General features: G+C 60.5%; 11 protein-coding genes. All 11 read left to right on the top strand.

Translation table 11 applies throughout. The features are described from left to right. The first annotated feature begins 16 nt into the window (after positions 1-16). The 11 genes from ACQ4MY_RS27410 (at position 17) to ACQ4MY_RS27360 (ending at position 12081) form a co-directional block, all read left to right on the top strand. Complete coding sequence (locus tag ACQ4MY_RS27410; protein WP_440097081.1) at positions 17-577, top strand: DUF1285 domain-containing protein; 561 nt, start codon at positions 17-19, stop codon at positions 575-577. Between the two features lie 137 nt (positions 578-714). Then, positions 715-1431: a FadR/GntR family transcriptional regulator gene (locus tag ACQ4MY_RS27405; RefSeq protein ID WP_008087251.1), complete on the top strand. Its 717-nt coding sequence runs from the start codon at positions 715-717 to the stop codon at positions 1429-1431. 132 nt (positions 1432-1563) lie between these two features. Beyond that, positions 1564-2439 carry an SMP-30/gluconolactonase/LRE family protein gene (locus tag ACQ4MY_RS27400; RefSeq protein ID WP_440097080.1) on the top strand — a complete coding sequence of 292 codons (876 nt, stop codon included), beginning with the start codon at positions 1564-1566 and terminating at the stop codon, positions 2437-2439. A gap of 269 nt (positions 2440-2708) precedes the next feature. Beyond that, complete coding sequence (locus ACQ4MY_RS27395; protein WP_440097079.1) at positions 2709-3527, top strand: SDR family oxidoreductase; 819 nt, start codon at positions 2709-2711, stop codon at positions 3525-3527. A 137-nt stretch (positions 3528-3664) separates the two neighbouring features. Further along, positions 3665-4669: a substrate-binding domain-containing protein gene (locus ACQ4MY_RS27390; RefSeq protein ID WP_008087257.1), complete on the top strand. Its 1005-nt coding sequence runs from the start codon at positions 3665-3667 to the stop codon at positions 4667-4669. Positions 4670-4722: 53 nt separating this feature from the next. Beyond that, positions 4723-6267, top strand: coding sequence for an L-arabinose ABC transporter ATP-binding protein AraG (gene araG / locus ACQ4MY_RS27385; protein WP_440097078.1), 1545 nt, complete (start codon positions 4723-4725; stop codon positions 6265-6267). 12 nt (positions 6268-6279) lie between these two features. Then, positions 6280-7248, top strand: coding sequence for an L-arabinose ABC transporter permease AraH (gene araH / locus ACQ4MY_RS27380; RefSeq protein WP_045123308.1), 969 nt, complete (start codon positions 6280-6282; stop codon positions 7246-7248). Between the two features lie 507 nt (positions 7249-7755). Next, the gene (locus tag ACQ4MY_RS27375) at positions 7756-8469 is read left to right on the top strand and encodes a GntR family transcriptional regulator (protein ID WP_158830366.1); all 714 of its coding nucleotides are present in this window, start codon (positions 7756-7758) and stop codon (positions 8467-8469) included. After that, positions 8466-9464, top strand: a complete 999-nt coding sequence (locus ACQ4MY_RS27370; RefSeq protein WP_440097077.1) for an ADP-ribosylglycohydrolase family protein — start codon at positions 8466-8468, stop codon at positions 9462-9464. The genes ACQ4MY_RS27375 and ACQ4MY_RS27370 overlap by 4 nt, the downstream gene beginning before the upstream one ends. A 228-nt stretch (positions 9465-9692) precedes the next feature. Further along, a complete protein-coding gene (locus ACQ4MY_RS27365) occupies positions 9693-11159 on the top strand; it encodes a purine-cytosine permease family protein (protein ID WP_440097076.1) in 1467 nt (488 codons plus the stop codon). Next, complete coding sequence (locus ACQ4MY_RS27360) at positions 11152-12081, top strand: PfkB family carbohydrate kinase (RefSeq protein WP_440097075.1); 930 nt, start codon at positions 11152-11154, stop codon at positions 12079-12081. Before ACQ4MY_RS27365 ends, ACQ4MY_RS27360 begins: the two co-directional genes overlap by 8 nt. Positions 12082-12086: the final 5 nt, after the last annotated feature.

The raw sequence follows: 12086 nt of genomic DNA, 5'->3' as shown, positions 1-12086 counted from the left end.
TTCAAAGGAGAACGCCATGAGTGGCCCGCAAAAAGCCAATGACCTGTTGGGACAGATCCCGAAAAGCAAAGGCCTGCCGCCGGTGCACTTGTGGAACCCGGACTTTTGCGGCGACATCGACATGCGCATCGCCCGCGACGGCACTTGGTATTACCTGGGCACGCCGATCGGGCGCAAGCCGATGGTCAAGCTGTTCTCGACGATCATGCGCCGCGATGGCGATGACTATTTCCTGATCACCCCGGTCGAGAAGGTCGGGATCAAGGTCGACGATGCGCCGTTTGTGGCGATTGCTGTCGAGGTTGAAGGCGAGGGGGAGGCGCAACTGTTGCGTTTTACCACCAACGTGGATGAAACGGCTGAGGCCGGGCCTGAGCATCCGATTCGCGTCGAGATTGATCCGGCAACGCAAGAGCCTGCGCCTTACGTGCATGTACGCACCAACCTCGAAGCGTTGATCCACCGCAATGTGTTCTACCAACTGGTGGAACTGGCGGTCAGTCGTGAGATCGATGGCCAACGTTGGTTGGGCGTATGGAGCGGCGGCGAGTTCTTTCGCGTCGGCCTCGAACCTTAAAAGATCGCAGCCTTCGGCAGCTCCTACATGGCGTACACCTGTAGGAGCTGCCGAAGGCTGCGATCTTTTTTTGTCGTTGACACCCAATCATATGATCATTAGCTTGATCACCCATCGCGTCCCGCTTTGAGGTGTTCATGTCCAGCAGCTTTCATGCGTCGACCGTTGACTGGCTGGGCAGCTGGATCGCCGCTGGCCAGGTCAAACCGGGGCAGACCATCAAGGTCGAAGCCGATCTGGGCGAGCAACTCGGGGTCAGCCGCACCGTCATCCGCGAAGCGATCAAAACCCTCGTCGCCAAAGGCATGCTTGAAGTCGGGCCGAAAGTCGGCACCCGCGTATTGCCCGTGCGGCGCTGGAACCTGTTCGATCCACAAGTCGTCGGCTGGTTGTCGCGCAACGGTTTGCCGGAAAACTTTGTCGATGACCTGCTGGACTTGCGCCGCACCATCGAACCGATGGCGGTGCGCTGGGCGTGCGAGCGGGCAACGCAGGAGCAGATCGAAGCCGTGCAACTGGCGTTCAATGCCCTTGAACGAGCGGTGGACAGCGGCATCGATTACAACCGCGCCGATCAGGCTTTCCACGAATGTATTCTCGCGGCCAGCCATAACCAGTTCATTGAACAAATGGTTCCGGCCCTCGGCGCGTTGCTGGCGGTGTCGTTCGAAGTCTCTGCCGCCGATCCGGATGAACTGCGCCGCACACTGCCGATCCACAAAGACATGGCCGATGCCATCGCCGCCCGCGATTCCGCGCGCGGCGTGTGGGCGTGCATGACCCTGATCGACAATGCAGACTTGGCGATAAAACGCTTCTATCCAAAAGTCATGGCCGACAAAAAAGCCGGCTAACAACTAATTCCCCTGTAGGAGTGAGCCTGCTCGCGATTGCGTCGTATCAGGCAAAGCAGCTTCGACTGATCCACCGCGATCGCGAGCAGGCTCACTCCTACAGTAAAAAACAAGAACAATGGAGACCGTTATATGCCGTGGACCGCCCTGACCCAACACCGCGCCCAACTCGGTGAAGGCCCGTTCTGGGACGCGCCGACCCAGGCGCTGTACTGGGTCGACATTGCCGGCAAACAGGCTTTGCGCCTGATCGGCCAGAACGTGCAGATCTGGCAGATGCCCGAGCACATTTCCGCATTCATCCCGTGCAACAGCGGCGATGCCCTGGTGACCCTGAGCAGCGGCGTCTATCGCCTCGATCTCGATTCCCCCGGCCTCGAACCGCGCCTGACGCTGTTCTGCGTCGCCGACCCGCAACCGGGCAATCGTCCCAACGAAGCACGGTGCGATGCTCAGGGCCGGTTGTGGCTCGGCACCATGCAAAACAACATCGGCGAGCAGGGCGAGGATCTGCCGATCATCCGCCGTTCCGGTGGGCTGTTTCGCGTCGATCCGGATAAACGCGTCACGCCGTTGCTGCGCGGTCTGGGCATTCCCAACACGCTGCTGTGGAGCAACGACGGCACCACGCTGCTGTTCGGCGACAGCCTCGACAGCACGCTGTACCGCTATTTCATTCACACCGACGGCAACCTCGACACCGCTTACATCTGGTACGGCCCCGATCAGCAGGGCGGCCCGGACGGCTCGGCGATGGACGCCGAAGGCTACGTGTGGAATGCCCGTTGGGACGGCAGTTGCCTGTTGCGCCTGACGCCGGACGGCTATATCGACCGGCGGATCGATCTGCCGGTGAGTCGGCCAACCAGTTGCGTGTTTGGCGGTGAAGATTTGAAAACCCTGTACATCACCAGTGCCAAGAGTCCGCACAACCATCCGCTGGATGGCGCGGTGCTGTCGATGCGCGTCGATGTGCCCGGAAAACTCTGCACCCGTTTTGCTGGATGATCCCAAAATATGGGATGCAAAATTATATATTGAGATTATTTGGCGGTCGGGTTTATAGTCGGCTGCAGCAGTAATACGCACTCACACTTAAAAAGAACAAAACAGGTGAAGTGATGCAGCGAATGTCTATCGCACTCCCGAGTGGAGTCCGCGTCTCGCAACGGCTCGATGCCGTCGGCGACGCCTGCCTGTTTCGTTCAAAACGCCTTCCAGACCGGACATCATCAGATGCCCGGTTTTTTGTGCCTGCGAAACAGGAGTTCTGATCCATGGCTGAACCTCTTTCCCTGCCGCCGGTGCCCGCACCGCCGAAGGGCGAGCGTCTGAAAGACAAGGTGGTAGTGCTGACCGGCGCTGCGCAAGGCATCGGCGAAGCCATCGTCGCCGCTTTCGCCTCGCAGCAAGCCAAACTGCTGATCAGCGATATCCAGGCCGAAAAGGTCGAAAAGGTCGCCGCGCACTGGCGCGAGCAGGGCTTTGACGTGCAGGCGCTGAAGGCGGATGTCTCGCGTCAGCACGATTTGCACGCCATGGCCAAACGCGCCGTTGAACTGCACGGTCGTATCGACGTGCTGGTCAACTGCGCCGGGGTCAACGTGTTCCGTGATCCGCTGGAAATGACTGACGAAGACTGGCATCGCTGCTTTGCGATCGACCTCGATGGCGCCTGGTTCGGCTGCAAAGCGGTGCTGCCGCAGATGATCGAGCAAGGCGTCGGCAGCATCATCAACATCGCCTCGACCCATTCCAGCCACATCATTCCCGGCTGCTTCCCGTACCCGGTGGCCAAACACGGTTTGCTCGGCCTGACCCGCGCGCTCGGCATCGAATACGCGGCGAAAGGCATTCGCGTCAACGCGATTGCGCCGGGCTACATTGAAACTCAGTTGAACGTCGATTACTGGAACGGTTTCGCCGACCCGCACGCCGAACGTCAGCGCGCCTTCGATCTGCACCCGCCGAAACGCATCGGTCAGCCGCTGGAAGTGGCGATGACTGCGGTGTTACTGGCCAGTGATGAAGCACCGTTTATCAACGCGTCATGCATCACCATCGATGGTGGCCGCTCGGTGATGTACCACGACTGAGCGCTGCAGCTTTCACGCGGATAGATCCGGGTGAAATCCAATCATCATACGATATGACTATTTTCAACAGGCTTTGCAGGAACACGCTTTAACGCTTTTCAAAACATTGCTCAAAAAAAATAACAAGGAGTCAGCTTATGAAACGTCGTTTCGGGATTCGTACCCTGTGCACTACCGCCCTGGCGGTCACTGCGTTCAGCCTGAGCAGTTCGCTGCTCGCTGCCGACACCGTGAAAATCGGTTTTCTGGTCAAGCAGGCTGAAGAGCCGTGGTTCCAGACCGAGTGGGCTTTCGCCGAGAAAGCCGCCAAGGACAAGGGCTTCGAACTGATCAAGATTGCTGTGCCAGATGGCGAGAAAACCCTCTCGGCCATCGACAGTCTCGCCGCCAACGGAGCCAAGGGCTTCGTGATCTGCCCGCCGGACGTTTCGCTCGGGCCGGCAATCATGGCCAAAGCCAAACTCAATGACCTGAAAGTGATTGCTGTCGATGACCGTTTCGTCGACGCCAACGGCAAGTTCATGGAAGACGTGCCATACCTCGGCATGGCCGCGTTTGAAGTCGGCCAGAAGCAAGGCAACGCGATGGTCGCCGAAGCGAAAAAACGCAACTGGGACTGGAAAGACACCTACGCGGTGGTCAACACCTACAACGAACTCGACACCGGCAAGAAACGCACTGACGGCTCGGTGAAATCCCTTGAAGACGCCGGCATGCCGAAGGATCACATCCTCTTTGCCGCGCTGAAAACCCTCGACGTACCGGGCAGCATGGACGCCACCAACTCGGCGCTGGTGAAACTGCCGAGCGCGGCGAAAAACCTGATCATCGGCGGCATGAACGACAACACCGTGCTCGGCGGCGTGCGCGCCACTGAAGCGGCCGGTTTTGCCGCGACCAACGTGATCGGCATCGGCATCAACGGCACCGACGCCATTGGCGAACTGAAAAAGCCTAACAGCGGCTTCTTCGGCTCGATGCTGCCAAGCCCGCACATCGAGGGCTACAAAACCGCCGAGATGATGTACGAGTGGGTCACCACCGGCAAAGAACCGCCGAAGTACACCGCGATGGACGACGTCACCCTGATCACCCGCGAAAACTTCAAGCAAGAGCTGGAAAAAATCGGCTTGTGGAACTGATGCAGCGACGGCCCGGGCAGCCGGGCCGTTTTTCGGTGTGAAGAGGTGGCTTTATGCACGCGCAAGTACAGACACAACAACACAGCTCCAGCGGCAGCCTGCGCTTCAACGGGATCGGCAAAACCTTTCCCGGTGTGAAGGCGCTGGACGCCATCAGCTTCGTCGCGCATCCGGGGCAGGTTCACGCCTTGATGGGCGAGAACGGCGCCGGCAAATCGACCCTGCTGAAAATCCTTGGTGGCGCTTACATCCCGAGCAGCGGCGAGTTGCAGATCGGCGAGCAGACCATGGCGTTCAGGTCGACCGCCGACAGCATCGGCAGCGGCGTCGCGGTGATTCACCAGGAGCTGCATCTGGTGCCGGAAATGACCGTCGCCGAAAACCTGTTTCTCGGCCATCTGCCGGCCAGTTTCGGTTTGATCAATCGCGGCGCCTTGCGTCAGCAAGCCTTGAATTGCTTGAAGGGTCTGGCCGACGAAATCGATCCGCAGACCAAGGTCGGACGCCTGTCCCTCGGCCAGCGGCAACTGGTGGAAATCGCCAAAGCGCTGTCGCGCGGCGCCCATGTGATCGCCTTCGACGAACCGACCAGCAGCCTCTCGGCCCGTGAGATCGACCGCTTGATGGCGATCATTGGTCGCCTGCGCGACGAGGGCAAAGTGGTGCTCTACGTCTCCCATCGCATGGAAGAAGTGTTCCGCATCTGCGACGCGGTGACGGTGTTCAAGGACGGTCGCTACGTGCGCACCTTCGACGACATGAGCCAGCTGACCCACGATCAACTGGTGACCTGCATGGTCGGGCGCGACATTCAGGACATCTACGATTATCGCCATCGTCCACGTGGCGCCGTCGCGCTGAAGGTCGACGGTTTGCTAGGCCCTGGCTTGCGCGAGCCGATCAGTTTCGAGGCGCACAAGGGTGAAATCCTTGGCTTGTTCGGACTGGTCGGGGCAGGGCGCACCGAGCTGTTCCGCCTGCTCAGTGGTCTTGAGCGCAACACCGCCGGACGCCTCGAACTGCGCGGTCACGAACTGAAGTTGCGCTCACCGCGTGATGCGATTGCGGCGGGCATTTTGCTCTGTCCGGAGGATCGCAAGAAGGAAGGCATCATCCCGCTGGCCAGCGTCGCCGAGAACATCAACATCAGCGCACGTGGTGCTCATTCGGGGCTCGGTTGCCTGATTCGCGGTTTGTGGGAAAAGGGCAACGCCGACAAACAGATCAAAGCGCTGAAAGTGAAAACCCCGCATGCCGGCCAGCAGATCAAGTTTCTTTCCGGCGGCAATCAGCAGAAGGCCATTCTCGGTCGCTGGCTGTCGATGCCGATGAAGGTCTTGCTGCTCGACGAACCAACGCGCGGCATCGACATCGGCGCCAAAGCGGAGATCTACCAGATCATCCACAACCTCGCCGCCGAGGGCATTTCGGTGATCGTGGTGTCCAGCGACCTGATGGAAGTGATGGGCATTTCCGACCGCATTCTGGTGCTCTGCGAAGGCGCCCTGCGCGGCGAAATCAGCCGTGACCAGGCCAATGAATCCAACTTGCTGCAACTGGCTTTGCCGCGCCACCGCGCTGACGGCGTGGCGAACTGAGAGGTGACTATGATGACAACCCAAAACGAAACCCTGCCCAAAGAGCGCAAACCGCTGGACATGCGCCGCTTCCTTGATGACTGGGTCATGCTGCTGGCGGCGGTGGGCATTTTTGTTGCCTGTACGCTGCTGATCGACAACTTCCTTTCGCCGTTGAACATGCGTGGTCTGGGCCTGGCAATTTCCACCACCGGGATCGCGGCGTGCACGATGTTGTATTGCCTGGCGTCGGGGCATTTCGACTTGTCGGTGGGCTCGGTGATTGCCTGCGCCGGCGTGGTTGCGGCGGTGGTGATGCGTGACACCAACAGCGTGTTTCTCGGTGTCAGTGCGGCGTTGGTGATGGGCCTGATTGTCGGGCTGATCAACGGGATTGTGATCGCCAAGTTGCGCGTCAATGCGTTGATCACGACGTTGGCGACCATGCAGATTGTTCGCGGTCTGGCGTACATTTTTGCCAACGGCAAAGCGGTGGGCGTGTCGCAGGAATCGTTCTTCGTTTTCGGTAACGGCCAGCTGTTTGGCGTGCCGGTGCCGATTCTCATCACCATCATTTGCTTTCTGTTTTTCGGCTGGCTGCTGAATTACACCACCTACGGGCGCAACACCATGGCCATCGGTGGCAACCAGGAAGCGGCGCTGCTGGCGGGCGTGAACGTTGATCGCACCAAGATCATTATCTTTGCGGTGCACGGTGTGATTGGTGCGCTGGCGGGGGTGATTCTGGCGTCGCGGATGACTTCCGGGCAGCCAATGATTGGCCAGGGTTTTGAGCTGACGGTGATTTCGGCTTGCGTGTTGGGCGGGGTGTCGCTGAGCGGCGGGATCGGCATGATTCGGCATGTGATCGCCGGGGTGTTGATTCTGGCGATCATCGAGAATGCGATGAATCTGAAGAACATCGATACCTTCTACCAATACGTTATCCGCGGTTCGATCCTGCTGCTGGCCGTCGTCATCGACCGCCTCAAACAACGCTGATCCCATCCCCGACACGCAAACCTGTGGGAGCTGGCTTGCCAGCGATTGCGGTAGATCATTCAACATCAACTTTGAATGTGCCGCCGCCATCGCTGGCAAGCCAGCTCCCACAGGGATTCGCGGTCAACACTGAACACCGGTTCACCGCAAAAACTGTAGGAGTGAGCCTGCTCGCGATAGCGTACTTTCAGTCACATTGATGTTGGATGTGCCGACGTTATCGCGAGCAGGCTCACTCCTACAGGGATTCGCGGTCAGATATTGGATGTACCGCCGCCATCGCTGGCAAGCCAGCTCCCACAGGGATTCGCGGTCAGCAGTGAACGCCGGTTCACTGCAAAAACTGTAGGAGTGAGCCTGCTCGCGATAGCGTACTTTCAGCCACGTTGATGTTGGATGTGCCGACGTTATCGCGAGCAGGCTCACTCCTACAGGGGGATGCGCCTTTTGTCAGCTTGCTGAAATTGTTCTTGCCCGTTAGCGCCCGTTTCGGTTATCACTTTGTACATGATTAGACAGGTACGATTTGACAAGAAACAACGGGTGGTCGACGAACTCGTCCGACGCATCGAAAGCGGTCTCATGGAGGACGGCTTTCTGTTGCCCGGCGAACATCAGTTGGCTCAAGAATTCAACGTCAGCCGTGGCACGTTGCGCGAAGCGCTGGCCGAACTGAAGCGGCGCAAATACATCGCCACGCAAGGCGGCGTCGGCTCGATCGTCACCTTCGATGGTGTCGCCCTCGACCAGCGCAGCGGCTGGGCACAGGCGCTGGCCGACAGCGGCGCGATGATCAACACCGAAGTGTTGCGCCTGGAAGCGGTGACCCGCCCCGACCTGCTGTCGCGGTTCGGCACCGACCAATTCATCACTCTCGACCGTCGTCGCCGTTCCACCGAAGGCACGCTGGTGTCCCTTGAACGTTCTTTGATGCCGGCCACCGGCGGCCTGGAAAGCCTGCCGCGCGTCGGTCTGATCGACAATTCCCTGACCATCACCCTGGCCGCTTACGGCTACATCGGCGAGCGCGGTGATCAATGGATCGGCGCCGAACCGCTGAACGCCGTCGACGCTGAACTGCTCGGCCGCCCGGAAGGCACGGTGTTCCTCAAAGCCCTGCGCACCACCTACGACCGGCAGAACCGTTTCATGGAGCAGGTCGAAAGCCTGCTCGACCCGGTGCATTTCCGTCTGCACCTGCAATTTGGAGAATCAAAATGACCCCGCTTAACCGTGCCCTCGGCGCTTTTTATGGCCTGGCCCTCGGCGACGCGCTGGGCATGCCGACGCAATCGCTGAACCGCGAAACCATCAAGGCGCGCTTCGGCCGGATCACCGATCTACAGGACGCCGGGCCATTGCAACCCATCGCCGCGAACATGCCCAAAGGCTCGATCACCGACGATACCGAACAGGCCATCCTGGTCGGCGAATTGCTGGTCGAAGGCAAGGGCCATATCGAACCGGCGATCCTCGCGCAACGCCTGATCGAGTGGGAAGCCGAGATGCAGGCCAAGGGCTCGCAGGATTTGCTCGGCCCGTCGACCAAACGCGCCATCGAAATGATCCTCGCCGGTCATTCGCCGGAAGAGGCCGGGCGTTACGGCACCACCAATGGCGCGGCGATGCGCATCACCCCCGTCGGGATCGCGGCGGATGTTGCCGATCCCGAGCGCTTTATTGCGGCGGTGGTGCAGGCCTGTCAGGTGACTCACAACACCACGCTGGGGATTTCCAGCGCGGCGGCGGTGGCGGCGGTGGTTTCGGCCGGCATCAACGGCATGGACCTGGGCGAGGCGTTGAACCTCGCTCAGCAAATCGCTCAGCAAGCGGAAGCGCATGGTCACTGGGTTGCCGGTGGACGAATCGCCTCGCGCATCAGTTGGGCACGCACGATCAGTGTCGATAGCGACAAGGCTCTGCTGGCGGATTTGCTCTACGACGTGATCGGTACTTCGGTGGCGTCGCAGGAATCGGTGGTGGTCTCGTTCGCGCTGGCGCAGCAAGTTGCGGTCGGTGAGATGAGCGCGTTTGATGCGCTGTGCATGGCTGCCAGTCTGGGTGGCGACACTGACACCATCGCGGCGATTCTCGGCGCGATGCTCGGGGCCTGCCTGGGCCTTGAGAGCTGGCCTGCCGAGATGATCGAGACGGTGAAAACCGTTAATCATCTTCAGCTTGAGCCATCGGTGCAGGGGCTGTTGGCCTTGCGCTGATTGAACTGACGCCATCGCTGGCAAGCCAGCTCCCACAGGTTTTTGCTGTGAACACACATTTGTGTACACCCTGATCCCTGTGGGAGCTGGCTTGCCAGCGATAGGCGCACCGCAAATTTCGAATTTCCAACCCGCAATGGATCGCGCAGACAGGCCGAGGACGGCCGCGATGTCTTGTCGTTTTGCGTCATTGCCACAACCACAAAAAAGGCAAACAGGAGCACCTTCATGAGTTCAGCAAACGCCGGGCAAAGCGCCGGGCAACTGGAAACCCGCGGCATCGAACCGGTGCCGGAAGCCGAGTGCAACGGTCATCCGCTGCAATTGTTCTGGGTCTGGTTCGCCGCCAACATTTCCATCCTCGGTCTGCCGTTGGGCGCCACGCTGGTGGCGTTTCGCGGGCTGGCGATCTGGCAGGCAATCATCGTCGCGATCATCGGCGCTGCCGGTTCGTTTGCCGTGGTCGGGATCATCTCGATTGCCGGTCGCCGTGGTCGTGCGCCGAGCCTGACGTTGTCGCGAGCGATCTTCGGCGTACGCGGCAATATCGGCCCGACGCTGGTCTCGCTGATGTCGCGTCTGGGTTGGGAAACCGTCAACACCACCACCGCCGCATTCGTGCTGCTGTCACTGTGCTCGATCCTGTTCGGCTCACCGGTGGAAGCGAAAAGCGCACCGGTACTGACGCTGATCTTCATCGCCATTTTCGTCCTGCTGACCCTGTCGGTGTCGGGCCTCGGCCACGCGACCTTGCTGGTGATCCAGAAGTGGGCGACCTACGTGTTCGGCGCGCTGAACCTTCTGGTCGGCGGCTTCCTCTGCGCGACCATCGACTGGAGCGCGGTGTTCAACGCCACGCCAGCACCGATGAGCGCCATGATCATTGGCATCGGTACCATGGCCGCCGGCACCGGCATCGGTTGGGCCAACGCTGGCGCCGACATGTCGCGCTACCAGCATCGCAGCGTCAAAGCCGTGCGTCTGGTCGCGTCCGCGGCATTCGGCGCCGGTATTCCGCTGGTGCTGTTGATCACCCTCGGCGGCTTGTTGTCGGTGGGCAACAACGACCTCGCTTCGGCGACTGACCCGATCGTGGCGATCCGCGACATGCTGCCGACGTGGATGGCCGTGCCGTACCTGATCACCGCGTTCGGTGGTCTGCTGCTGTCGAACAACCTGTCGGTGTATTCCGCCGGTTTGACCACATTGACCCTCGGTCTCAAGGTAAAACGCGTCTACGCGGTGGTGGTCGATATCGTCGCGATCTTCGCCGGTTCGATCTACTTCATGCTGATCGCCGACAGCTTCTACGGCCCGTTCATCACCTTCATTTCCCTGCTGGCAGTGCCGATCACCGCGTGGGTCGGGATCTTCATCGTTGACCTGATTCATCGTCACTACTACAGCCCGACAGACCTGCTCGACGTCAGCCCGCGCAGCGCCTATTGGTACAACGGCGGCATCGAGTGGCGCGCGTTCGGCGCGTGGGCGATGGCCATCGTCCTCGGTTTCAGCTTCACCACCATCGGCACCACCGCCGAGAACGTCTGGTTCAAAGGCTTTTTGTCAGACTCCTGGCTGGGCCATAACGGCCTCGGCTGGATCGTGACCTTTGTCGTCGCCGGTGGCATTTACTTCGTCCTCGGCGGGGCGAAAGATCGCCGCGCCGCGCCAACCGAGAATGCTCATGCCTAAGATGTTGCACACCGGCCAGGTCATCATCGACCTGGTCATGGCCGTGGATAAACTGCCGCAGATTGGCGGCGACGTGCTCGCGCAGTCGGCTGGTTTCGAGGCCGGCGGCGGCTTCAACGTGATGGCAGCGGCGGTGCGTAATGGCTTGCCGGTGGTGTACCTCGGTCGCCACGGCACCGGGCGTTTCGGCGATCTGGCGCGGGACGCGATGACTGTCGAAGGCATTCATATCGGCATCAAGGAACGTGCGCAGCGCGACACCGGTCTGTGCGTGGCGCTGACTGATTCTTCGGCCGAGCGCAGTTTCATTTCCTACATCGGCGCTGAAGGTGAAGTGACCGAGGACGATCTGAACAGCGTTGCAGCCGAGGCGGGCGATTACGTTTATCTCAGTGGTTACAGCCTGTTGCATGAAGGCAAGGCGCAGGCGTTGCTCGACTGGACGCTGGCGTTGCCGGGCTCGGTCAACGTGGTCTTCGATCCGGGCCCGCTGGTGGAATCGCCGGATTCGCCGATGATGCAGGCGCTGCTGCCACGCATTGATGTGTGGACGAGTAACAGTGTTGAAGCGCTGCGGTTTACCGGCGCTGAAGACATTGCGCTGGCTCTGGATCGGCTGGCTGAGCATCTGCCTGAAGACGTGTTGATGGTCGTGCGCGACGGTCCGCAAGGCTGCTGGATTCATCAGCGCGGTGAGCGTCGGCATGTGCCGGGGTTTGCCGTCAAAGCGGTGGACAGCAATGGCGCTGGCGATGCGCATGCCGGGGTGTTTGTGGCGGGGTTGGCGCAGGGTTTGACGGCGCACGAATCGGCGCGGCGGGCGAATGCGGCGGCGGCTATCGCGGTGACGCGCTGGGGGCCGGCGACCTCGCCGGGGGTGGCTGAAGTGGATGCGTTTATCCGTGAGTCCAGCGGCGCCTGATTTAT

The sequence above is a fragment of the Pseudomonas sp. SM4 genome (genome assembly GCF_051913165.1).
In the GTDB taxonomy this organism is placed as follows: Bacteria; Pseudomonadota; Gammaproteobacteria; order Pseudomonadales; family Pseudomonadaceae; genus Aquipseudomonas.
The sequence above is the reverse complement of the archived record's forward strand: the minus strand, read 5'-3'. Positions and strand labels throughout refer to the sequence as shown.